This window comes from Streptomyces sp. MA5143a (genome assembly GCF_900290235.1).
Classification (GTDB): domain Bacteria; phylum Actinomycetota; class Actinomycetes; order Streptomycetales; family Streptomycetaceae; genus Streptomyces.
The window spans coordinates 1-22,328 of the sequence record NZ_OLMK01000038.1; the positions used below are offsets into that span (position 1 = coordinate 1).

Consider the following 22,328-nt stretch of genomic DNA (forward strand, 5'->3'; position numbering starts at 1 on the left):
CCCCCACGCACCCGCACCCGCGAACGCACCCTCCGGCCCGAGTCCTTGGGCGCATATACACGGCCCCGCGGGGAACACCCCGGCTGGGGGAGCGTGGCTGCATGTGGTCTTTCGTCGTGGGGCCCAGTGGTGGGAGGCTGCCGTCTATGGGGGTTTTGGGACGAGTAAGGGTGAATCGGTCCGCGAGGCGCCGCACGTGGGTGCGCGCCGGACTCGGCATCGTGGCGATCGTCGCGCTCGCCGCCTGTGAAGGAGGTGGGCTCAACACCGGTGCCGTCGCCTTCACCACGGACCAGATGGGGACCAAGGAGCTGGAGCGGCACGGCGTCGACGTCCAGTGGCTCACCTGCACGGCCTCGTACGGCGACAGTGGCGGCGGCAGCCGTGGCGGCAGCGGTGACGGCAGCGGTGACGGCGGTGACAAGAAGACGTCCGCTTCGGCCTCCGCTTCCGTCGACACCGTGGCGAACGTCGACTGCGAGGGCGAGGACAAGAAGGGCCGCGACATCACCATCACCGGGAAGGTGACCAAGGAGGTCAACGGCAAGTGCGTCCGCGGTGACCTGACCGCCAAGGTCGACGGGAAGCAACGGTTCCACGTCGACGTGCTCGGCAACTGCAACGCCCCCGACCCCACCTCCGGGACACCGGACCAGCCGGGGCGGCCCGGCCCCACCGCGACGGTGACCGTCACCCAGACCATCTGGTGCCAGAAGGACCCGCAGTGCTGGCCGGAAGGGAAGTAGCCGGAGGGCAAAGGGTGTGAAAGGGGCAAGTGCGCTGCGTGGGGGGCGACATGATCCAAACGTCTCCCCAGATGCCCGTGCGCTGCTTACAGTGACCGGGTGACTCAGACCGCACCGTCCACGCCGTCCGTGCAGGCCGTCCAGTCTGTCCGGTCCGTTCCGTCCGCCCCGTCCGTTCAGTCCGCGTATCTCCGATTCCCGCATCTGCGCGGCGACTTGATCGCCTTCACCGCCGAGGACGACGTCTGGGTCGCCCCTCTCGACGGCGGTCGCGCGTGGCGCGTCAGCGCGGACAACATGCCCGTCAACCACCCGCGGATCTCCCCGGACGGCACGCTCGTCGCGTGGACCTCCACCCGGGACGGCGCCCCCGAGGTGCATGTCGCGCCCGTCGACGGCGGCCCCGCCAAGCGCCTCACCCACTGGGGCGGTTGGCGCACCCAGGTACGCGGCTGGACCCCCGACGGGCAGGTCCTCGCCCTCAGCACCCACGGACAGGCCAGCCTGCGGCAGAGCTGGGCACGGGCCGTTCCGCTGGACGGCGGACCCGCCACGACCCTGCCGTACGGGCCGGTCGGCCATGTCGCGTACGGCCCGGCCACCGTGCTGCTGTCCGCGCCGATGGGCCGCGAGGCCGCCTGGTGGAAGCGGTACCGGGGCGGCACGGCGGGCAAGCTGTGGATCGACCGGGACGGCGACGGCGAGTTCGTCCGCCTCCACGCCGACCTCGACGGGAACCTGGAGTACCCGCTGTGGGTGGGCGACCGGATCGCGTTCCTCTCCGACCACGAGGGCGTCGGCGCGCTGTACTCCTCGCTCGCGGACGGCTCCGACCTGCGGCGCCACACCCCGGTGGACGGCTTCTACGCCCGGCACGCGGCCACCGACGGCACCCGGGTCGTGTACTCCTCCGCCGGTGAACTGTGGCTGCTCGACGACCTCGACGGGGCCGAGCCGCGCAGGATCGACGTCCGGCTGGGCGGGCAGCGCGTCGACCTCCAGCCGTACCCGGTGAACGCCTCCCGCTGGTTCGGCTCCGCCTCACCCGACCACACCGCCCGCGGCAGCGCGGTCGCCGTCCGCGGCTCCGTCCACTGGGTCACCCACCGCTCCGGACCCGCTCGCGCGCTCGCCGCCGAGCACGGGGTGCGGGCCCGGCTGCCGCGCGCCTTCCGGGTGGAGGGCGAGGAATGGGTGGTCTGGGTGACCGACGCGGAGGGCGACGACGCGCTGGAGTTCGCCCCCTCGACGGGAGCCGGACCCGGCACCACACCGCGCCGGCTCGCCGCCGGACAGCTGGGCCGGGTCCTCGGGCTCGCCGTCGCCCCCGACGGCAGCCGGGTCGCCGTCGCCGCGCACGACGGGCGGGTCCTCCTCGTCGAGCGGGAGACGGGCGAGGTCCGGGAGGTCGACCGCAGCGAGGACGGGGAGGTGACCGGGCTCGTCTTCTCGCCCGACTCCGGCTGGCTCGCCTGGTCGCACCCCGGCGCGCGCCCCCTGCGCCAGCTCAAGCTCGCCAACACCGCCGACCTGTCCGTCACCGAGGCCACCCCGCTCCGCTTCCAGGACTTCTCCCCGGCGTTCACCCTCGACGGCAAACACCTGGCCTTCCTCTCCGCGCGCGCCTTCGACCCCGTCTACGACGAACACGTCTTCGACCTGCACTTCCTGAGCGGTGCCCGCCCGCACCTCATCACGCTCGCCGCGACCACCCCGTCACCCTTCGGGCCGCAGCGCCACGGCCGGCCGTTCGAGGCTCCCGACAAGGAGGAGACCCCGGACAGCGAGGGCGCCCCCGTCACCCGTATCGACCTCGAAGGGCTCGCCGACCGGATCGTGCCCTTCCCCGTCGAGGCGGCCCGCTACTCCACGCTCCGCGCGGCCAAGGACGGTGTGCTCTGGCTGCGCCACCCCGTCACCGGCGTCCTCGGCCACTCCCGGGCCACCCCCGACGACCCCGACCCGAAGACGTCCCTGGAGCGGTACGACCTCGCCCAGCGGCGCCTGGAGTACCTCGCCTCCGACGCCGAGCACTACGCCGTCAGCGGCGACGGCAAACGGGTGCTGCTGTGGACCGACGGCAAGCTCAAGGTCGTCCCCAGCGACCGGCGGGCCTCGGGCGACGACGACAGCGACAGCAACATCACCGTCGACCTCAGCCGTGTACGGCAGAGCGTCGACCCGGCCGCCGAGTGGCGGCAGATGTTCGACGAGACCGGCCGCCTCATGCGGGACAACTTCTGGCGCCCCGACCTCGGCGGCGTCGACTGGCAGGCCGTCCTCGACCGCTACCGGCCCGTCCTCGACCGGGTCGCCACCCACGACGACCTCGTCGACCTGCTGTGGGAGGTGCAGGGCGAACTGGGCACCTCCCACGCCTACGTCACCCCGCGCGGCGGCGGAGGCTTCGGCGACCGGCGGCAGGGCCTTCTCGGCGCGGACATCTCCCGGCACGAGGACGGCACCTGGCGCATCGACCGAGTCCTGCCCTCCGAGACGTCCGACCCCGACGCGCACGCGCCGCTCGCCGCGCCCGGTGTGGCCGTCCGGGCCGGGGACGCGATCGTCGCCGTCGGCGGACAGCCGGTCGACCCCGTGGCCGGGCCCGGACCGCTGCTCGTCGGCACCGCGGGCAAGGCCGTCGAACTGACCGTCCTGCCCTCCGGGGGCGGCGACCCGCGCCACGCCGTGGTGGTGCCCATCGCGGACGAGGAGCCGCTGCGGTACCACGCGTGGGTGGCGGACCGGCGGGCCTATGTCCACGAGAAGTCCGGCGGCCGTCTCGGCTATCTGCACGTGCCCGACATGGTCGGGTCCGGCTGGGCACAGCTCCACCGGGACCTGCGGGTCGAGGTGGCGCGGGAGGGCCTCGTCGTGGACGTCCGGGAGAACCGGGGCGGACACACCTCGCAGCTCGTCGTGGAGAAACTGGCGCGGCGGATCGTCGGCTGGGACCTGCCGCGCGGGATGCGGCCGACCAGCTACCCCGACGACGCGCCCCGGGGGCCCGTCGTCGCCGTCGCCAACGAGTTCTCCGGGTCCGACGGGGACATCGTGAACGCGGCGATCAAGGCGCTCGGGATCGGGCCGGTCGTGGGGACGCGGACGTGGGGCGGGGTCGTCGGCATCGACAGCCGGTACCGGCTCGTCGACGGGACGCTGGTGACCCAGCCGAAGTACGCGTTCTGGCTGGAGGGGTACGGGTGGGGCGTCGAGAACCACGGCGTCGATCCGGACGTCGAGGTCGTGCAGGCGCCGCAGGACCATGCGGCCGGGCGTGATCCGCAGCTGGACGAGGCGATCCGGATCGCGTTGGCGGGGCTGGAGGAGACGCCGGCGAAGACGGCGCCGGGGTTGCCGGGCGAGGGCGCCTAGTAGCTCGGGGGTGCGCGTTCGCATGGCGGGTGCGGGTTCGTCGTGGTTTCTCGCGCAGTTCCCCGCGCCCCTGGAGGGACGGGCCTGCGGCCCGCCCTCCCCGATACGCGGCGGGGGCGCACCTTGGTCGATACGATGGCGCGCGTAGTGATCACAGTGGCGGAGCGGAGGCGACGTATGGCAGGGGAGCCGCAGGACGACTGTCTGTTCTGCAAGATCGCGGCGGGGCACGTACCGGCGACGATCGTGAGGGAGACGGAGACGACCGTCGCGTTCCGGGACATCAACCCCCAGGCGCCGACCCACGTCCTGGTCATCCCGAAGGCGCACTATCCGGACGCCGCCTCGCTCGCCACCGCGGCCCCCGCGCTCGCCGCGGACGTCCTGCGCGAGACCCAGGCCGTCGCGGACGAGGACAAGCTGGAGAGTTACCGCATCGTCTTCAACACCGGCAGCGGCGCCGGTCAGACCGTCTGGCACGCCCACGCGCACGTCGTCGGCGGCCGCGGCCTCCAGTGGCCCCCCGGGTGAATTGCCGTGTCCTCACGTGAACTGGTGGTCCTCGGCACCGCCAGCCAGGTCCCGACCCGGCACCGCAACCACAACGGCTACCTCCTGCGGTGGGACGGCGAGGGCCTGCTGTTCGACCCCGGCGAGGGCACCCAGCGCCAGATGCTGCGCGCCGGTGTCGCCGCGCACGACCTGAACCGCCTGTGCGTCACCCACTTCCACGGTGACCACTCGCTCGGGCTCGCCGGAGTCATCCAGCGCATCAACCTCGACCGCGTCCCGCACGAGATCACCGCGCACTACCCGCGCTCCGGCAAACGGTTCTTCGACCGGCTGCGGTACGCGACGGCGTACCGGGAGACCGTGCCGATCGCGGAGGTCCCCGTCGACGGGGAGGGCGCCGTGCTGGCCGCCACCCCCGCGTACACGCTCGACGCGCGGGGGCTCTCCCACCCCGTGGAGTCGTACGGCTACCGGCTCGTCGAACCCGACGGGCGCCGCATGCTGCCCGAGCGGCTCGCCGAGCACGGCATCAAGGGGCCCGACATCGGGCGGATCCAGCGGGAGGGCAGCCTCGGCGGTGTGTCGCTGGACGACGTGAGCGAGCTGCGGCGCGGCCAGCGGTTCGCGTTCATCATGGACACCCGGCTGTGCGACGGGGTGTACGCCCTCGCGGACCGTGTCGACATGCTCGTCATCGAGTCCACCTTCCTCAACGAGGACATCGAACTCGCCGTGGACCACGGCCATCTGACCGCCGGTCAGGCAGCCTCCGTGGCCCGTGACTGTGGCGTACGGCACCTCGTGCTGACCCACTTCAGCCAGCGCTACACGGAGCCGGACGAGTTCGAACGGCAGGCGCGGGCCGCCGGATTCGAGGGGGAGCTGAGTGTGGCGCACGACCTGATGAGGGTGGCGCTGCCGAAACGACGGTGACGGCCGCGCGGATGCGGAATCGCGGCATGCCGGACGTACCATGCTTCGATGTCCCTCCCCAAAGCTGAACTGCACCTGCACATCGAAGGAACCCTGGAGCCCGAGCTGGCGTTCGAGCTGGCCGCGCGGAACGGGGTGACCCTGCCGTACGCCGACACGGACGCGCTCCGCGAGGCATACCGGTTCGAGGACCTCCAGTCGTTCCTGAACCTGTACTACGAGCTGATGGCCGTGCTCCGCACCGAGCGGGACTTCGCGGACCTCGCCGACGCCTATCTCACCCGGGCCGCGGCGCAGGGCGTGCGGCACGTGGAGATGTTCTTCGACCCGCAGGCGCACACCGCCCGCGGGGTCGCCATGGGCACCGTCGTCGAGGGGCTGTGGCGGGCGCTGGAGAAGAGCGAGGAGACCCACCAGATCTCCACCCGCCTGATCATGTGCTTCCTGCGTGACGAGTCCGCCGCCTCCGCCATGGAGACCCTTCGGGCCGCCCGGCCGTACCTCGACCGGATCACCGGCATCGGGCTCGACTCCGCCGAGGTCGGGCACCCGCCGGTCAAGTTCCGCGAGGTGTACGAGGCCGCCGCCGAACTCGGGCTGCGGCGGGTCGCGCACGCGGGCGAGGAGGGGCCCCCGGAGTACATCACCGAGGCCCTCGACGTGCTCGGTGTCGAGCGCGTCGACCACGGGCTGCGCTGCATGGAGGACCCGGACCTCGTCGAACGGCTCGTGCGCGAGCGGATCCCGCTGACGCTGTGTCCGCTGTCCAACGTCCGGCTGCGGACCGTCGACACCCTCGCCGACCACCCGCTGCCCGCCATGCTCGACGCGGGGCTGCTCTGCACGGTCAACTCCGACGACCCCGCCTACTTCGGCGGCTACGCCGGCGACAACTTCGACGCCGTCCACCGCAGCCTCGGCCTGAGCGAGGAACGGCTGCGCGAGCTGGCCCGCAACTCCTTCACCGCCTCCTTCCTGGAGGACGACGAGGAGCGGCGGGCCCGGTATCTCGCCGAGGTCGACGCGTACGAGTTCTGACGGGTGCCGTTCGCCCGCGGGCTCAGGCCGCCGGGCGGTACTCCGGTTGTTCGGTGGCCGTCCGGTCCCGGTAGCGGGCGTGCTCGGTCGTGGCGGTCGTGGTGCGCAGGGCCACGGCCGTCATGGGGGCGGCGATCAGGAGCAGGCCCACGGCCAGGATCGCGCCCATCGCCGGGAAACCGGCGTGCGCGGAGAGCAGACTGCCGGTGAGGGGGCCGGCGGCCGTGCCGAGCGAGGACGCGGAGCCGACGAGGACCGCCCAGCGGCCGCGCGGGTCGAGCGAGGCGGCAAGGCCGATCAGATACGACAGCACGACCGGGTAGAGCACGTTCCAGGCGATCTCGCCCGTGGCGAAGGTGGTGAGGTCGGTCGCCGAGGCGCTCAGCGCGATACAGCCCGCGATGAGCGCGGTGCCGCCGCCGATGGGCAGCGCCCGGCCCAGCCGCGCGCCCAGCGCACCCGCGCCGATCACCCCGAGCAGGCCCGCGCCGAGGGCCGCCGCGAAGACCGCGCCGACGGTGACCTCGGTGAGCCCGGCCTGGGTGGTGCCGACGCGGCCGCTCACGCCCCACAGGGAGTTCTGCGCGAGGGACCACAGCAGGAGGGTCGCGGCGAGGACCAGTCCCGAGCGGCGGTGGGGGAGTGGGCCGCGTTCCCCGCCGGTGGGGGCGGCGGCCACGGCGGTGGTGAGACGGCCGGTCGCCGGCAGGGTGAGCAGGGCCGTGACGGCGAGTGCGGCGAGCGGCACGCCGTGGCCGGGGCCCAGGTGGGGGATCGTCAGATAGAGGGCGCCGGCCAGCGCCGAGACGCCCAGCAGGCCCGTCGTGGACACCCGGTGGGGGTCGCGCTGGGCGGCGATGCCGGCGGCGGCCACGGCGGTCGCCGTGCCCGAGCCGAAGCCGCCGAGGACGGCTCCCGCGACGACCGCGGGGAGGCTGGTGGTGAGGGCGGCGGTGCCGTAGCCGACGGCCGCGAGCAGCAGGCCGGCGCGGGCGAGGCGGCGGGGGCCGAACCGCTCCACCTGTGCGGCGAGCGTGAAGCCGGCCGTGGCCGAACCCAGCAGCAGGGCGCTGCCGACGGCGCCGGCCTCGGTGGCGGTGAGGGGGAGGGCCGCGTCGAGCCGGCCGACGGTGGTCGGCAGGAGGTACGCGGCGAGGTACCCGGCCGTGAAAAGGGCGACGAGGGGCCAGGGCAGGGTGGGGGTGCGGGGGGACACGGGCGTTCCTGGACGTGCGAGGGTGTGGCTCCGGACCCCGACGACCGCGGCCCGGCAAGGGAATTGGGCGGCTGTCGACGGACAGGAACGCGCGGAGAATTTGTATCAAGGTCGCGGAGCACGAAAGAAACGCAAAGGGCGTGATGTGAGTCACGTTGCGTTTGGGGCGTGTGCGGTGGGGTATCCGCTCACGCCCCGGTCGCGCGGAAGGGCTCTCAACCGCCCTGCCGCGCGGGGGAGTTCACGTCAGAGGGGCCCTACGCCGAGCGGCGGAAGCCGATGGTGGGGACCGCGCGGCGCAGCGGCCAGGGGGCCACGGGCCCCTCGGGGAGGAAGTCCTCCAGGAAGGCGTAGCGGCGGAGGGCGGTGGGGTCCTGGACGTCGAGGGACCGCACCCGGCGCCACCAGGCGGCGATCTCGGACCAGCCGGGCGCCGACAGCGAACCCCCGATCTCCTGGACCGACAGAGCGGCGGTCAGCCCCGCGAAGGCCAGCCGGTCCGCCAGCGGCCACTCGGCGAGCGTGCCGGTGACGAAACCGGCCATGAACACATCGCCGGCGCCCGTCGGGTCCGTGGCCTCCACCGCGATCGCCGGTACCTCGGCCGTCTCGCCGGTACGGCCGTCCACGGCGTACGCCCCCTCCGCGCCGAGCGTCACCACGGCCACCGGGACGTGGTCGGTGAGGGCGCGGGCGGCGGCGCGGGGGCACTCCGCGCCGGTGTACCGCATGGCCTCCTCCGCGTTCGGCAGAAAGGCCTCGCAGTGCGCGAGGCCGACCAGCCCCGCCAGGTCCCAGGCGCCGGTCTCGTCCCAGCTGACGTCCGCGAAGATCAGGGAGCCGTTCCGCGCGGCCTGCGCGATCCAGGGGGCGTCCACGCCGGGCCCGAGGCAGGTGACGGCGGCACGCGCGTGCGGCGGGCACTCCGGGGCGAACGCCTCCTCGGGGGCGATGTGGCCGTGCGAGATCATCGTGCGTTCGCCCTCGTACGCCATGGAGACGGTGACCGGGGAGTGCCAGCCGGGGACGGTGCGGGAGGTGGACAGGTCGATGCCCTCGCCCTGCTCCAGGGCGTCCCAGCAGTACTCGCCGTAGTGGTCGTCGCCGAAGGCCGCGGCGAGGGAGGTCCGCAGGCCGAGCCGGGCCAGCGCCGTGGCCATGTTCGCCACGCCGCCGGGGCTGGACCCCATGCCGCGGGCCCAGGACTCGGTACCGCGGACCGGCGCGCAGTCGAGGCCGGTGAAGATGATGTCGTAGAAGACGGTGCCGGTCAGATACACGTCCCAGGGTGGGGCGTCCGGACTCCTCAGGGCCGACAGCGGGTCGACCTGGGGCAGGTGGTGTGGACGCTCCCCATTGAACGCGGTCACGATGTGCTCCCTGGCAGTGGTGCGTGGATCTGCCAGTGTGCATCAAAACGTTCCGCCGGGTGGACGGGGGCGCCAGTTCATCGCGGGGTGCGGGGTGTGCCGGGTCGCCCGCGCGGTTCACCGCGCCCCTCGCCGGGGCGGGGCGCGCGCCGGCCTTCGATCGCCCAGGCCCGGGCGGTGAGGGCGATCGAGCCGTCCGGCCGTGTGGGCACCGTCCCGCCGAGTTCGTCGCGCAGGCGGTCACGGGCGGGCGGCGCCAGGGCCGTGACGTAGCCGGGGGCGGGGCCCTGCCCGGCCAGGAACGGTTGCCAGAAGTCGGCGACGTCGGCGAAGACCGTGGGCACCTCGATCGGGGTGACCGCCACGTCGGTCAGCCCCGCCTCCGTCCACAGCGCGCGCAGCGGGTCCGGGCGGCAGACGGGGAAGCGGTGGGCCTCGTCCAGCGGGGCGGCCGACGGGTCCAGCGCGACCACGGCGTCCCAGAACCGCCGCAGGAACTCCATGCCCTCCGCGTAGTCCCACACGTACGCCGCGACCAGGCCGCCCGGCCGCACCAGCCGGGCCCACGCGGCCACCGCCGCGCCCGGCGCGGGGAGGAAGTTGAGCGTCAGCCCGCTGACCACCGCGTCGAACACCCCGTCGCGCACCGGCGGCGCCATCGCGTCGGCCACCACGAAGTGCGCGGGCGCGGGCGCGGCGGCACGGGCGGAGGCCACGAACCCGGCGGACCGGTCCAGCCCCACCACGGCGCGCGGACGGCAGCGGGCCGCCACCGTCGCGGTCAGCGCGCCGGTGCCGCATCCCACGTCCAGCCACCGCGCACCGTCCGGGAGGCCGAGCCACGCCGTGAACCGCTCCGCGACCGGACGGCTCCACCGGCCCATGTACCGCTCGTAGGCGTCACCGGCCGCCCACACGTCGCCACGCCTGTCGTCCATGCCCCCACCATGGCCCCGCCGGGCCGGAGCGGAACGGGGACACGCGGGCGTCCGGCGCCCTTCAGCAGGCGGTGGGGCCGTTCACCAGCGCGGCACCGACGGGGTGCTCCACGCCGGGTCCGCCACCCGCATCGCCGCCTCGTCGTCCCGGTCGTGGAGGGAGCCGTCGTCGGCCAGCCACCGCTCGTGGAGGAGGGCCAGCCGGGCGCGGTCCAGCTGGAGGCCCAGGCCCGGCGCGTCGGACACGCGTACGGCCCCGTTCTCGAAGGTGAGGCGCTCGGTGAGGACGTCCTCGGACTGCCAGGGGTAGTGGGAGTCGCAGGCGTGGTGGAGGTTCGGCACCGTGGACGCCACGTGGGTCATCGCGGCGAGGCTGATGCCGAGGTGGGTGTTGGAGTGCATGGAGACGCCGACGCCGAAGGTACGGCAGATCGCGGCCAGCTCACGGGTGTTGCGCAGGCCGCCCCAGTAGTGGTGGTCCGACAGGACGACCTGGACGGCGTCCTTCGTGAACGCCTCCTTGATCTCGGCGAAGGTCGTCACGCACATGTTGGTGGCGAGCGGCACCGGCGTGCGCGCCGCGACCTCGGCCATGGCGGGCGTGCCCAGCGCCGGGTCCTCCAGGTATTCGAGGACGTCGGCCAGGGCGTCCGCGACCCGCACGGAGGTCTCCACGGACCAGGCCCCGTTGGGGTCGAGCCGCAGCGGACGGCCGGGGAACGCCTCCGCGAGGGCGCGGACCGCGGCGATCTCCTCGTCCGGCGGGAAGACGCCGCCCTTGAGCTTGAAGGACGTGAAGCCGTAGCGCTCGGTGAACCTCCGGGCCTGCTCCACCACCCCGGCCGGGTCGAGGGCCGCGCCCCAGTCGTCCTTCTCGCAGGTGACGCCCTCGGGATGGTCGGCCCACTTGTAGAACAGGTACGCGCTGTACTCCACCGTGTCCCGCACCTTGCCGCCGAGCAGCGCGTGCACCGGCAGGCCCAGCGCCTTGCCGAGGGCGTCCAGGCAGGCCACCTCGAACGCGGAGACGACCGAGAGCCGCAGCTTGTCGGCGGTCTGCACCCCGCGCAGGCCACCCACGTCCACCTGGCCGGAGGTCCGCGACGCGTCGACCGCGACCTCGTCGGCGACGGCGAACAGCCCGTTCAGGTCGTCGACCGAGCGGCCCACCAGCCGCGTCGCGAACGGCCGCGCCAGCTCCAGGTACTTCGTGTCGCCGTACGTCTCGCCGACCCCCGTGGTCCCGTCGGCGGTCACGACCTCCACGATCAGCCGGGGCGTGTACGGCTGGTGCACGCCCTGTGTGTTCAGCAACGGCGGATCGGCGACCAGGATCGGGGTCAGCCGGACCTCGGCGACGGTCAGATCACGGGCGGCGGTCACAGGGCGGCTCCTACGGTGGGGGCGGCGGGCGCGGTGCCGCCGGACACCGCGCCGGAGGGGGCGGCGGGTGCCGTGGCGGCGAGGTCCGCGGCGAGGGCGAGACCGGTGTCCAGCAGTCGTTCCAGGTCGGCGAGGTCGGCGGCCGAGGGGTCGGTCAGCGGGGCGCGGACCGGGCCGACGGGACGGCCGCGCAGCCGGGCGGCCGCCTTCACCAGCGACACCGCGTACCCGGGCCGCCGGTCCCGCAGCTCGACGAGGGGGACGTAGAACGCACGCAGCAGCCTCTCCACCGCCGGGTCGTCACCGCGCCGCAACGCGCCGAAGAAGGCCCCGGCGATCTCGGGTGCGAAGGCGTGGACGGCGGACGAGTACGCCGGGACACCCACCGTGGCGTACGCGCGGGCCTGGACCTCGGCGGTCGCGGCGCCGTTGAAGAAGAGGAAGCCCTCGGGGGCGGCGAGGGTGAGGCGCTGGAGCCGGTCGAGGTCGCTGTGCCCGTCCTTCAGGCCGACGACGTTCGGGACGCGGGCGATCCGGCGGAGCGAGTCGGCGGTGAAGGAGACCTGGTCGCGCTGGTAGACGATGAGCGGCAGCCGGGTCCGCGCGGCGATCTCCTCCACCTGTGCGACCAGCCCGTCCTGCGGGGCGGCCACCAGATAGTGCGGCAGGACCAGCAGCGCGTCGGCGCCGGCCTCCTCGGCGATCCGCGCGAACCGCGCGGCCTGCGCCCACCCGTAGCCGATCCCGGCGACCACCGGCACCCGCCCGGCCGTCACCTCCACGGCGGCGGTCACCACCTGCCGGTACTCGTCCTCGTCCAGGGAGAAGAACTCGCCCGTGCCGCAGGCGGGGAAGACCGCGCCGGGGCCGGTGGCGACCTGCCCGTCGAGGTACGCGGTGAAGCCGTCGAGGTCGAGGGAGCCGTCGGCGCGGAAGCTGGTGAGCGGGAACGACAGGACGCCGTCCGCCATGCCGTCGCGCAGCCGCCGGACCGTGGCCGCGGGGAGGTCCGAGTCGAGGCCCACCTGAACGTCATCTCCCTATGTAGACGTCCTCCATGTATGAGGATGGAGGTTAGATATATGAATGACCGGCGTCAATGGGCAGGAACGGGCCGCTTACGATCGGCGTATGGCGGAGACAGAGGGCGCGGGGGGCGTCCGTGAGGTGAAATCGGCCGCGCGCACCCTCGACCTGCTGGAGCTGCTGGCCGCGCGCGGCGACCGGCCGGCCCGGCTCCAGGAACTGGCGGACGAGCTCGGGGTCCCGCGCAGCTCGATGTACGCGTTGCTCCAGACGCTGATCGGCCGGGGCTGGGTCCGTACCGACACCACCGGCTCCCTGTACGGCATCGGTATCCGCGCCCTGCTCACCGGCACCGGTTACCTCGACTCCGACCCGCGCGTGCGCACCGTACGGCCGTACCTCGACGAGGCGTCCGACGCCCTCGGCGAGACCATCCACCTGGCCCGCCTCGACGGCATGGACGTGGCCTACCTGGCCACCCGCGAGTCCCACGAGTACCTGCGCACGATCAGCCGCGTCGGCCGCCGCCTCCCCGCCCACGCCGGCGCCCTCGGCAAGGCCCTCCTCGCCGAGCGCCCCAACGAGGCGCTGCCCGAGGGCCCGTACGAGGCGCTCACCCCCCGCACCCGCACCACCCGCGCGTCCCTCGTCGCCGACCTCGCCGCCACCCGCGCCCGCGGCCACTCCGTCGACCGGGAGGAGGGCGTCCCCGGCATCGTCGGCTTCGGCTTCGCCCTGCGCTACGACACCCCGGCCCGCGACGCCATCAGCTGCTCGGTGCCGACCACCCGCCTGACCCCGGCCCACGAGGACCGCATCGTGCGGGTGATGACGGAGACCAGAGCCAGGATCGAGGCCGCGACCGGGGGCACGGCGGGCGCCCCGCTCTGGCGCTGAGCCACCGAGCCCCCGGAGCTCATCCGCACCGTCGAAAACTCCTACGGTGTTGTCGGTGCCCCGGCGTACCCTTGAATCGCAAGCGCAGCCCCCGCACAGGGCCTGCGAGCCGTTACAAGGAGGACGTGCGGCCCCAGAGCCGGCCCATGACTCAGACACCCACAGCTCACACCCCCGCGCAGGGCAAGGCGAGAGCGCAGTTCACCGTCCCCGCGGCGCACCCCATGGTGACCGTGCTGGGCTCCGGCGACTCCCTCCTGCGCGTGATCGAGAAGGCCTTCCCGGCGGTCGACATCCACGTCCGGGGCAATGAGATCAGCGCGGTCGGCGACGCCCCGGAAGTCGCTCTCGTCCAGCGCCTGTTCGACGAGATGATGCTGGTGCTCCGCACCGGACAGCCGATGACGGAGGACGCAGTGGAACGCTCGATCGCCATGCTGAGAGCGAGTGAGAACGGCAAGGGCGACGGCCAGGAGACCCCGGCCGAGGTGCTCACGCAGAACATCCTGTCCTCGCGCGGCCGCACCATCCGCCCCAAGACGCTCAACCAGAAGCGGTACGTCGACGCCATCGACAAGCACACCATCGTCTTCGGCATCGGCCCCGCCGGCACCGGCAAGACCTACCTGGCGATGGCCAAGGCCGTGCAGGCCCTTCAGTCCAAGCAGGTCAACCGCATCATCCTGACCCGCCCCGCCGTCGAGGCCGGCGAGCGGCTCGGCTTCCTGCCGGGCACCCTCTACGAGAAGATCGACCCCTATCTGCGCCCGCTGTACGACGCGCTGCACGACATGCTCGACCCCGACTCGATCCCCCGGCTCATGGCCGCCGGGACCATCGAGGTCGCGCCCCTGGCGTACATGCGCGGCCGCACGCTCAACGACGCCTTCATCATCCTCGACGAGGCCCAGAACACCTCGCCCGAGCAGATGAAGATGTTCCTCACCCGCCTCGGCTTCGACTCGAAGATCGTGATCACGGGTGACGTGACACAGGTCGACCTGCCGGACGGCACGAAGTCCGGTCTGCGCCAGGTCCAGGACATCCTGGACGGCGTCGACGACGTGCACTTCTCCCGGCTGTCGTCGCAGGATGTCGTCCGGCACAAGCTCGTCGGCCGTATCGTCGACGCGTACGAGCAGTACGACAGCCAGCACGGCACCCAGAACGGCTCCCACAAGAGCCGCGGCAGGGCCGGGCACAAGGGGAAGTAGACAAGCACAGCGCCATGTCGATCGACGTCAACAACGAGTCCGGAACCGAGGTCGACGAGCAGGCGATCCTCGACATCGCCCGCTACGCACTCGCGCGGATGCGCATCCACCCGCTCTCCGAACTGTCGGTGATCGTGGTGGACGCCGACGCCATGGAGCAACTGCACATCCAGTGGATGGACCTGCCCGGCCCGACGGATGTCATGTCCTTCCCCATGGACGAGCTCCGTCCGCCGTCGAAGGACGACGACGAGCCGCCGCAGGGCCTCCTCGGGGACATCGTGCTGTGCCCCGAGGTCGCCGAGAAGCAGGGCAAGGAAGCGGCCACGCAGCACTCCATGGACGAGGAGCTCCAGCTCCTGACCGTCCACGGAGTGCTGCACCTCCTCGGTTACGACCACGAGGAGCCCGACGAGAAGGCCGAGATGTTCGGTCTCCAGGCGGCCATCGTGGACGGCTGGCGCGCGGAGAAGGGCCTCACCGGCCCGTCCCCGGCCCCGACCGTGTCATGAGCGCATCCCTCGTCAGCGGTGCCGTCGCCCTGGTCGTCGTCGCCTGGCTCGCCGCCTGCGCGGAGGCGGGCCTCGCGCGGGTCTCCAGCTTCCGGGCCGATGAGGCCGTGCGGTCCGGGCGGCGCGGCAGCGCCAAGCTCGCCCAGGTCACGGCCGACCCGACCCGCTATCTGAACGTCGCGCTCCTGGTGCGCGTGGCCTGCGAGATGGCCGCCGCGGCCCTCGTCACCTACGCGTGCCTGAAGGAGTTCGACGCGACCTGGGAGGCGCTGGCCGTCGCCATCGGCGTCATGGTCCTCGTCTCCTATGTCGCCGTCGGCGTCTCCCCGCGCACCATCGGCCGCCAGCACCCCCTGAACACGGCCACGGCCGCGGCGTACGTGCTGCTGCCGCTGGCCCGGATCATGGGCCCCGTCCCGGCCCTGCTGATCCTCATCGGCAACGCGCTCACCCCCGGCAAGGGCTTCCGCCGCGGCCCCTTCGCCTCCGAGGCGGAGCTGCGCGCCCTGGTCGACCTCGCCGAGCAGGAGTCGCTGATCGAGGCCGAGGAACGCCGCATGGTGCACTCGGTGTTCGAACTCGGTGACACCCTGGTCCGCGAGGTGATGGTCCCGCGCACCGACCTCGTCGTCATCGAGCGGTACAAGACGATCCGTCAGGCGCTCACCCTCGCCCTGCGGTCCGGCTTCTCCCGCATCCCCGTCACCGGGGAGAGCGAGGACGACATCGTCGGCGTGGTCTACCTCAAGGACATGGCCCGCAGGACGCACATCAACCGCGACGCCGAGAACGAACTGGTCTCCACCGCCATGCGTCCGGCGGTCTTCGTCCCCGACACCAAGAACGCCGGCGACCTGCTCCGCGAGATGCAGCAGGAGCGCAACCACGTCGCCGTCGTCATCGACGAGTACGGCGGCACCGCCGGCATCGTCACCATCGAGGACATCCTGGAGGAGATCGTCGGCGAGATCACCGACGAGTACGACCGGGAACTGCCCCCGGTGGAGGAGCTCGGCGACGACCGCCACCGGGTCACCGCCCGCCTCGACATCACCGACCTCGGCGAGCTGTACGGCCTCGACGCCTACGACGACGAGGACGTGGAGACCGTCGGCGGTCTCCTCGCCAAGGCGCTGGGCCGGGTGCCCATCGCCGGTGCCTCCTCGGTCGTGGAACTGCCCGACGGGCGGGAACTGCGGCTCACCGCGGAGGCCGCGGCCGGCCGCCGGAACAAGATCGTCACGGTGCTGGTGGAGCCGATCGGCCCGGCCGAGCCCGCGGAAGAGGGGGCCAGGACGGAATGACCCCCGACGAACTGCGCGCCTTCTGCCTGTCCTTCGACGAGGCCGTGGAGGACTTCCCGTTCCGCCCGGAGATCTCCGTCTTCAAGGTCCTCGGCAAGATGTTCGCGCTGAGCTGGACGGAGCAGCGGCCCCTGAAGGTCAACCTCAAGTGCGACCCCGAGGACGCGGTCCGGCTGCGCGGTGAACACCCCGGCCTGATCGCCCCCGGCTACCACATGAACAAGCGCCACTGGAACACGGTGACGGTCGACGGCGACCTCCCGGACGCCGTTGTCCGGGAGCTCATCGAGGACTCGTACGACCTGGTCGTGGCCGGGCTACCGCGAGCCGAGCGGTTGCGCCTCGACCGTCCCTGACGCGCCGCGCCGCGCGCGCAGGCCCACCGCGACCAGGACCGCCGCCGCCAGGAGGATCGCCGTGTCCAGGGCGATGACCAGGTGGACCCCGGCGAGCAGATCGCCCGAGGTGGTGGCGAGGACGCCGAGGAGCGGGATGCCGACGGTGATGCCGACCTGCTGGGTGGAGGTGACCAGGCCGGTGGCGAGGCCCTGTTCGTGGTCGGGGACACCGGAGGTCACGGTCAGGCCGTAGGAGATGATCGCGCCCAGGTGGCACATGCTCGCCAGGGACACCGCGGTCACCGCGAGCCACACCGACCAGCCGGCCTCGCCGATCCCCAGCAGGGCGGCGGTCAGCAGGCCCTGGCCGGCCAGGGAGACGACCAGGGTGCGGCGGGCGCCGAAGCGGCCGATGACCCGGGGGGCGTACGTGCCGGCCACCGCCGACAGCACCCCCTGGGTGCCGAAGACCAGGCCCGTCTCGAACGCCGACAGCCCAAGGGTCTCCTGGAGGTAGAGCGTCAGCACGAAGACCACCGTCGACATCATCGAGAAGGTGACGAGACCGCCCAGGTTGCCCCACGCCACCGTCCGGCGCCGCAGCATCGGCAGGGACACCAGCGGCTCCTCCGCACGGGACTCGACGCGGACGAAGGCCACCAGCAGGGCGAGCCCCACGACGAGCGTGCCGATCACGTCGGTACCGCCGAAGCCGCGCTCCGCCGCCGTGGACAGGGCGTAGATGACGGCCAGCAGACCACCGGTGACCGTGATCGCGCCGGGCACGTCCAGCCGCGGGCGCTCCGGGGTGCGGGACTCGGGCAGCAGACCGGGGGCCAGCGGCAGCACCAGCAGCGCGAAGACGGCGAGCAGACCCATCGTGGAGCGCCAGCCGAGCGCGTCGGTCATCACTCCGCCGGCCACCATCCCGAAGGTGAAGCCGAGCGACAGCACGGTGCCCGAGACTCCAAGGGCACGGTCACGGGCCGGCCCCTCCGGGAACGTGGTCGTCAGCAGTGACATGCCGGTCGGCACGATCGCCGCCGCGCCGAGGCCCTGGAGCGCGCGGCCCGCCAGGAACGACGCCGGGTCCCAGGCGAACGTGGCCAGCACCGAGGCCGCGCCGAACAGGGCCAGCCCGGCGAGGAACAGCCGGCGGCGGCCGTACAGGTCGCCGACCCGGCCGAAGAGGAGCAGGAAACCGCCGGAGGGAAGCGCGAACGCCGTCACCGCCCACTGGAGCGCCGACGGGCTCATGCCGAGGTCGGGGCCGAGGAGGGGCAGTGCCACGTTCAGGACGGAGAAGTCGAGCGCGACCATGAACTGGGCGGCGCACAGGACGAACAGGACGAGACGGTCGCGTGGGGACAGGGAGGTGCCTCCGCCGGGGGCGGTGGTCGGGGACGTGGTGTCGATTGCCATGGGAAGACAGTGCGGCGGCCGGAATAGCCGTGGGGAGCGGGCAGTTGTCCTGGTGGTGGCACCACCACCCGCCGGTCGCCGGCCGGGTGGGTGCCGGCAGGCCGTCGAACCGGGGAGTAGGACACGTGACAGCGGTCGCGGGGACCGCGGCGGGCAGGACGCACCGCCGCACCGAACTGCGGGAGTTCCTGATGAGCAGGCGGGCCCGGGTCTCCCCGGCCGACGCCGGGCTGCCCGACGGCGGGGCCCGGCGCCGTACGCCCGGTCTGCGCCGTGAGGAGGTCGCCGTCCTCGCGGGCGTGGGCGCCTCCTGGTACCAGTGGCTGGAGCAGGGGCGGGACATCTCCGTCTCCCCGCAGGTCCTGGACGCCGTCGCCCGGGTGCTGCGGCTCAGCGGCGCCGAACGGCGGCACCTGTACCTCCTCGCCGGGCTCAACCCGCCCGTCCCCGAGGCCGAGCCCGAGCGGCGCGACATGTGCGACGGGCTGCGGCGGATGCTGGACGCGTGGATGCCGTACCCGGCGCACGTCATGGACCGGTACTACAACAGCGTCCTCCACAACGACGCGGCCGCCCTCGTCCTCGGGATGCGCCCCGGTGTCACCCAGAACTGCCTCCTGGACTTCTTCATCGACCCGATGTACCGCTCCCGCTCCCGGAGTTGGCAGGCGAACGCCTGCTCGGTCGTCGCCCAGTTCCGGGCGGCGTGCGCGGCGACGCCCGACGACGAGGGGCTGCGGGAGCTGCTGGGCCGGGTCATGGCGGCCAGCCCCGAGTTCGCGGCCCTGTGGGAGCGGCGGGACATCGAGGACGCCGGGCAGATCCGCAAGGAGCTGGACCATCCGGTGGCCGGGCTGCTCCACCTGGAGTCCAGCGCGATGAGGATGCCGGCCCGCCCCGATCTGACGATCGTGCTCCACACCCCGCTGGACGAGGACACCGCGGCCAGACTGGAGTGGCTGGTCTCGCCGGAGGGAAGGCGCGGGGCGCTGTACCCGGTGGCGGGGTGAGCGCGGATGGCGGCCGGGCGGCTACGTATGCTCGGATCATGACCGACAGCAGCGCGCTCGACCCCGAGGACCGCAAGATCGTCACCCTGGCCCGTTCCGCGCGGGCCCGAGGCGGCGTGCCCGAGGGCGCGGCCGTACGCGACGAGACGGGCCGGACGTACGTCGCGGGAACCGTCGCCCTGGACTCCCTGCGGCTCAGCGCGCTGCGCACCGCGGTCGCGATGGCGGTGGCCTCCGGCGCGAAGTCCCTGGAGGCGGCGGCCGTGGTGAGCGACTCCGACGCCGTCTCCGACGAGGACCGCGCGGCCGTCCGCGACCTCGGTGGCGCGGGAACCCCGGTGCTGCTGGCGGGCCCGGACGGCACGGTACGGGCGACGCTGACGGCGGGCTGAGCCCCGCCGGGGCGCACGTTCGCGCACCCGCGCAGTGATCTTCGGCGAAGGGGCCGGTGGTCTCCCGCAGGCTAGTGTTACGGCCGGTAACGTCCGGTCGGGTCGCGTGAGAATCACCCGCGGGCGAGTGGACACCCGGCCCCCGGCGCCGACAACTCGCGCGGCGCGGGACAGAACGCCTCGACATCGGCCCGCCGTGAAGTGGTTGAACCCGCAAGCGACATAAGGCTTCGGCCACTTTTGTCGACCCTGGGTGCGACCGGCGGAGCTTCTCTTGCAATCTCAGGCGCCGCGCGTCTCAATGGAGCCGTTCCTATGGCGGACCGTCAGATTCCGCCGCGCGGCCGCGCGTTGTTCCGCCCCCACATGGCAATGCCCGTACCGGGCCGCACGGAGCTGTCCCCAAGCCCCGTGCGACTCCCGTGCAAGGGAAGGGAAATCGCTCGATGAGACGCATACGACTCGGAGTCGGCGCGGCGTTCGCCGCGGGGACGCTCGCCGTCACCGGCCTCGCTCTCGCCCCCAGTGCCGCGGCCGTCACCCCGCAGTCCGCGACGATCAACGCCAGCTGTGCGATCGGCGGCTCCGGCGCGGCCACGCTCACGGCCACCCAGGACGGCACGTCCGCCACCGTGACCCTCTCCTCCTCGGAGATCACCGCACCGATCGCCTTCGCCGAGGACTCCATCCGGTCCACGCTCACCTTCGTGAAGGCGGGCGGCGGCACCACCTCCTTCACCGGCACCGAGAACCCGGCGCTGGCCGCCGGCGACGGCATGGTCGTCGGCCCGCTCACCGGCACCGTCGCCCCCGGCGACAGCCTGGAGGCGTACGGCGGCTCCCTGCAGATGGTCGTCTTCGGCTTCCCCGTGAACTGCACGGCGAGCGGACCGCAGTCGCCCGGCCCGTTCGTGTTCGACTGATCCGCGGAACGTGAACGGCTGAGGGGTGGTGCCGCCCGTCCGGCGGCACCACCCCTCACCCTCGCTCTAGGCCCCGCGCGTCAGAGCGCGTCCGGGCCCCGCTCGCCGGTGCGGACCCGCACCACCGTCTCGACGGGCAGCGCCCACACCTTGCCGTCGCCGATCTTGCCGGTCTGCGCGGCCTTCACGATCGCCTCGATCACGGCCTCGGAGTCCGCGTCGTCGACGACGACCTCGATCCGCACCTTGGGGACCAGGTCGACCTGGTACTCGGCGCCGCGGTAGACCTCGGTGTGGCCGCGCTGCCGCCCGTAGCCGCTGGCCTCGCTGACGGTCAGACCGTTCACGCCCATCTCCTGGAGGGCGGTCTTGACCTCGTCGAGGCGGTACGGCTTGACGATCGCGGTGATGAGCTTCATGCCTTGGCCTTCTGCGTGGAGGAAGTGGACGGGACGGACGCGGAGACCGGGGCGCCGTGGCCCAGGACGCCGTGATCGTATGCCGTCTCGGCGTGGACCGTAAGGTCGAGGCCGGTGTGCTCGTGCTCCTCGTCCGCGCGGAAGCCCAGCAGCCGGTCGATCAGCCTGCCGACGCCGTACGTCACGAGGAACGCGTACGCCCCGACGGCGACCACGGCCACCAACTGCCTGCCCAACTGGCCCAGCCCGCCGCCGTGCAGCAGGCCCTCGGGGCCGCCGGTCATCGACTCGACGGCGAAGACACCGATGAGCACCGTGCCGATGATCCCGCCGACCAGGTGGACGCCCACCACGTCGAGGGAGTCGTCGTAGTTCAGCCTGAACTTCCAGCTCACCGCGTAACTGCACACGACGCCGGCGGCGAGGCCGATGACCAGCGCGCCGAGCAGCGACACCGAGCCGCAGGACGGGGTGATCGCGACGAGACCCGCGACGGCGCCGGAGGCCGCGCCCAGCGTCGTCGGGTGGCCGTCGCGCCGCTGCTCCACGAACAGCCAGCCCAGCAGGCCGGTGCAGCCGGCGGCGAGGGTGTTGAGGAACACGACGGCGGCGAGACCGTTCGCGCCGAGGGCGGACCCGGCGTTGAAGCCGAACCAGCCGAACCACAGCAGACCCGCGCCCAGCACGACCATGGGCAGGTTGTGCGGGCGCATGGCGTCCTTCTTGAACCCCAGGCGGGGGCCGAGGACCAGACACAGCGCGAGGCCCGAGGCGCCGGAGGTGATCTCCACCGGCAGACCGCCCGCGAAGTCCAGGGCGCCGAGGTCGCTCACGATCCAGCCGCCCGGACCCCACACCCAGTGGGTGACCGGAACGTATACGAGCAGCGCCCACACCGGTACGAAGATCAGCCACGCCCCGAACTTCGCCCGGTCCGCGACGGCGCCGCTGATGAGGGCGGCCGTGATGATCGCGAAGGTCAGCTGGAAGGTGGCGAACAGCAGGGTGGGCACGGTGCCCTGGACGCTGTCCGGCCCGAGGCCGGCCATGCCGAGGTGGTCGAGGTTCCCGACGAGACCGCCGAACGCGTCGTCGCCGAACGCGAGCGTGTACCCGGCCGCCAGCCACACCACGGTGACCAGGGCGATCGACACGAAGCTCATCATCAGCATGTTGAGGACGCTCTTCGTCCTGACCATGCCGCCGTAGAAGAGGGCCAGGCCCGGGGTCATCAACAGTACGAGCGCGGTGGCGGCGAGCAGCCAGGCGGTGTCGCCGGTGTCGATGCCTTTCGCGGCGAGGGGCGCGGCGAGGGGCGCGGCCAGGGTCACGGTCGTCACGGCCTTTCTCCAGCGGGTA

The 22,328-nt window shown here is 72.9% G+C and carries 21 protein-coding genes; 13 read left to right on the plus strand and 8 right to left on the minus strand.

Features of this window, described 5'->3' with window-relative positions:
• The first annotated feature begins 200 nt into the window (after positions 1-200).
• The 5 genes from SMA5143A_RS18980 to SMA5143A_RS19000 all read left to right on the plus strand — a co-directional run bounded on the left by SMA5143A_RS18980 (position 201) and on the right by SMA5143A_RS19000 (position 6,605).
• Positions 201-746 (plus strand): hypothetical protein, encoded by a 546-nt coding sequence (locus SMA5143A_RS18980; protein WP_107464100.1) that lies wholly within the window; start codon positions 201-203, stop codon positions 744-746.
• A gap of 129 nt (positions 747-875) precedes the next feature.
• Positions 876-4,121: a S41 family peptidase gene (locus tag SMA5143A_RS18985; RefSeq protein ID WP_107464165.1), complete on the plus strand. Its 3,246-nt coding sequence runs from the start codon at positions 876-878 to the stop codon at positions 4,119-4,121.
• 177 nt (positions 4,122-4,298) lie between these two features.
• Positions 4,299-4,652, plus strand: a complete 354-nt coding sequence (locus SMA5143A_RS18990) for a histidine triad nucleotide-binding protein (protein ID WP_107464101.1) — start codon at positions 4,299-4,301, stop codon at positions 4,650-4,652.
• A gap of 6 nt (positions 4,653-4,658) precedes the next feature.
• A complete protein-coding gene (locus tag SMA5143A_RS18995) occupies positions 4,659-5,567 on the plus strand; it encodes a ribonuclease Z (RefSeq protein WP_107464102.1) in 909 nt (302 codons plus the stop codon).
• A gap of 48 nt (positions 5,568-5,615) precedes the next feature.
• On the plus strand, positions 5,616-6,605 hold the full coding sequence (locus SMA5143A_RS19000) for an adenosine deaminase (protein ID WP_107464103.1): 990 nt from the start codon (positions 5,616-5,618) through the stop codon (positions 6,603-6,605).
• Between the two features lie 22 nt (positions 6,606-6,627).
• Here the strand turns inward: SMA5143A_RS19000 and SMA5143A_RS19005 are convergent, their stop codons facing one another.
• The 5 genes from SMA5143A_RS19005 to SMA5143A_RS19025 form a co-directional block, all read right to left on the minus strand.
• Positions 6,628-7,821, minus strand: a complete 1,194-nt coding sequence (locus SMA5143A_RS19005; protein WP_107464104.1) for an MFS transporter — start codon at positions 7,819-7,821, stop codon at positions 6,628-6,630.
• 257 nt (positions 7,822-8,078) lie between these two features.
• On the minus strand, positions 8,079-9,191 hold the full coding sequence (locus tag SMA5143A_RS19010; protein WP_181361927.1) for a carbohydrate kinase family protein: 1,113 nt from the start codon (positions 9,189-9,191) through the stop codon (positions 8,079-8,081).
• A 77-nt stretch (positions 9,192-9,268) separates the two neighbouring features.
• Positions 9,269-10,129: a class I SAM-dependent methyltransferase gene (locus SMA5143A_RS19015; protein WP_107464106.1), complete on the minus strand. Its 861-nt coding sequence runs from the start codon at positions 10,127-10,129 to the stop codon at positions 9,269-9,271.
• 81 nt (positions 10,130-10,210) lie between these two features.
• Positions 10,211-11,512, minus strand: coding sequence for a glucarate dehydratase family protein (locus SMA5143A_RS19020; RefSeq protein WP_107464107.1), 1,302 nt, complete (start codon positions 11,510-11,512; stop codon positions 10,211-10,213).
• Positions 11,509-12,537 (minus strand): 5-dehydro-4-deoxyglucarate dehydratase, encoded by a 1,029-nt coding sequence (locus SMA5143A_RS19025; protein WP_308812039.1) that lies wholly within the window; start codon positions 12,535-12,537, stop codon positions 11,509-11,511. Before SMA5143A_RS19025 ends, SMA5143A_RS19020 begins: the two co-directional genes overlap by 4 nt.
• Positions 12,538-12,643: 106 nt before the next feature.
• Between SMA5143A_RS19025 and SMA5143A_RS19030 the strand changes: the two genes are divergently transcribed.
• From SMA5143A_RS19030 to SMA5143A_RS19050, 5 genes are all read left to right on the plus strand, one after another.
• Positions 12,644-13,435 (plus strand): IclR family transcriptional regulator, encoded by a 792-nt coding sequence (locus tag SMA5143A_RS19030; protein WP_107464108.1) that lies wholly within the window; start codon positions 12,644-12,646, stop codon positions 13,433-13,435.
• 146 nt (positions 13,436-13,581) lie between these two features.
• Positions 13,582-14,649: a PhoH family protein gene (locus tag SMA5143A_RS19035; RefSeq protein WP_107464109.1), complete on the plus strand. Its 1,068-nt coding sequence runs from the start codon at positions 13,582-13,584 to the stop codon at positions 14,647-14,649.
• Positions 14,650-14,663: 14 nt separating this feature from the next.
• Positions 14,664-15,161 carry an rRNA maturation RNase YbeY gene (gene ybeY / locus SMA5143A_RS19040; protein WP_055516287.1) on the plus strand — a complete coding sequence of 166 codons (498 nt, stop codon included), beginning with the start codon at positions 14,664-14,666 and terminating at the stop codon, positions 15,159-15,161.
• A complete protein-coding gene (locus SMA5143A_RS19045) occupies positions 15,158-16,465 on the plus strand; it encodes a hemolysin family protein (protein ID WP_107464110.1) in 1,308 nt (435 codons plus the stop codon). The genes ybeY and SMA5143A_RS19045 overlap by 4 nt, the downstream gene beginning before the upstream one ends.
• Positions 16,462-16,821, plus strand: coding sequence for an MmcQ/YjbR family DNA-binding protein (locus SMA5143A_RS19050; RefSeq protein ID WP_055539465.1), 360 nt, complete (start codon positions 16,462-16,464; stop codon positions 16,819-16,821). The genes SMA5143A_RS19045 and SMA5143A_RS19050 overlap by 4 nt, the downstream gene beginning before the upstream one ends.
• On the opposite strand, the gene SMA5143A_RS19055 is transcribed toward SMA5143A_RS19050, so the two are convergent.
• Entirely contained in the window at positions 16,783-18,225 is a 1,443-nt protein-coding gene (locus tag SMA5143A_RS19055; protein WP_107464111.1) for an MFS transporter, read from the minus strand. The two genes, SMA5143A_RS19050 and SMA5143A_RS19055, sit on opposite strands and share 39 nt — an antisense overlap.
• 191 nt (positions 18,226-18,416) lie before the next feature.
• On the opposite strand from SMA5143A_RS19055, the gene SMA5143A_RS19060 reads away from it, so the two are divergent.
• The 3 genes from SMA5143A_RS19060 (at position 18,417) to SMA5143A_RS19070 (ending at position 20,550) form a co-directional block, all read left to right on the plus strand.
• Positions 18,417-19,235, plus strand: a complete 819-nt coding sequence (locus SMA5143A_RS19060) for a helix-turn-helix transcriptional regulator (protein ID WP_181361930.1) — start codon at positions 18,417-18,419, stop codon at positions 19,233-19,235.
• Positions 19,236-19,273: 38 nt separating this feature from the next.
• A complete protein-coding gene (locus tag SMA5143A_RS19065) occupies positions 19,274-19,627 on the plus strand; it encodes a cytidine deaminase (protein WP_107464113.1) in 354 nt (117 codons plus the stop codon).
• Between the two features lie 446 nt (positions 19,628-20,073).
• Entirely contained in the window at positions 20,074-20,550 is a 477-nt protein-coding gene (locus tag SMA5143A_RS19070) for a hypothetical protein (RefSeq protein WP_107464114.1), read from the plus strand.
• Between the two features lie 80 nt (positions 20,551-20,630).
• Here SMA5143A_RS19070 and SMA5143A_RS19075 read toward each other — a convergent pair whose 3' ends face one another.
• The gene (locus tag SMA5143A_RS19075; RefSeq protein WP_055539461.1) at positions 20,631-20,969 is read right to left on the minus strand and encodes a P-II family nitrogen regulator; all 339 of its coding nucleotides are present in this window, start codon (positions 20,967-20,969) and stop codon (positions 20,631-20,633) included.
• Positions 20,966-22,300, minus strand: a complete 1,335-nt coding sequence (locus SMA5143A_RS19080) for an ammonium transporter (RefSeq protein WP_375136516.1) — start codon at positions 22,298-22,300, stop codon at positions 20,966-20,968. The genes SMA5143A_RS19075 and SMA5143A_RS19080 overlap by 4 nt, the downstream gene beginning before the upstream one ends.
• Positions 22,301-22,328 lie beyond the last annotated feature (28 nt).

What these genes read in the sequence shown, in the direction of transcription:
- SMA5143A_RS18990 (WP_107464101.1), top strand. Translation starts at nt 4,299, where the DNA reads ATGGCAGGGGAGCCGCAGGACGACTGTCTGTTCTGCAAGATCGCGGCG.
- SMA5143A_RS19000 (WP_107464103.1), top strand. Translation starts at nt 5,616, where the DNA reads ATGTCCCTCCCCAAAGCTGAACTGCACCTGCACATCGAAGGAACCCTG.
- SMA5143A_RS19015 (WP_107464106.1), bottom strand. Translation starts at nt 10,129, where the DNA reads ATGGACGACAGGCGTGGCGACGTGTGGGCGGCCGGTGACGCCTACGAG.
- SMA5143A_RS19030 (WP_107464108.1), top strand. Translation starts at nt 12,644, where the DNA reads ATGGCGGAGACAGAGGGCGCGGGGGGCGTCCGTGAGGTGAAATCGGCC.
- SMA5143A_RS19035 (WP_107464109.1), top strand. Translation starts at nt 13,582, where the DNA reads ATGACTCAGACACCCACAGCTCACACCCCCGCGCAGGGCAAGGCGAGA.
- ybeY (WP_055516287.1), top strand. Translation starts at nt 14,664, where the DNA reads ATGTCGATCGACGTCAACAACGAGTCCGGAACCGAGGTCGACGAGCAG.
- SMA5143A_RS19045 (WP_107464110.1), top strand. Translation starts at nt 15,158, where the DNA reads ATGAGCGCATCCCTCGTCAGCGGTGCCGTCGCCCTGGTCGTCGTCGCC.
- SMA5143A_RS19050 (WP_055539465.1), top strand. Translation starts at nt 16,462, where the DNA reads ATGACCCCCGACGAACTGCGCGCCTTCTGCCTGTCCTTCGACGAGGCC.
- SMA5143A_RS19055 (WP_107464111.1), bottom strand. Translation starts at nt 18,225, where the DNA reads ATGGCAATCGACACCACGTCCCCGACCACCGCCCCCGGCGGAGGCACC.
- SMA5143A_RS19060 (WP_181361930.1), top strand. Translation starts at nt 18,417, where the DNA reads ATGAGCAGGCGGGCCCGGGTCTCCCCGGCCGACGCCGGGCTGCCCGAC.
- SMA5143A_RS19065 (WP_107464113.1), top strand. Translation starts at nt 19,274, where the DNA reads ATGACCGACAGCAGCGCGCTCGACCCCGAGGACCGCAAGATCGTCACC.
- SMA5143A_RS19070 (WP_107464114.1), top strand. Translation starts at nt 20,074, where the DNA reads ATGAGACGCATACGACTCGGAGTCGGCGCGGCGTTCGCCGCGGGGACG.
- SMA5143A_RS19075 (WP_055539461.1), bottom strand. Translation starts at nt 20,969, where the DNA reads ATGAAGCTCATCACCGCGATCGTCAAGCCGTACCGCCTCGACGAGGTC.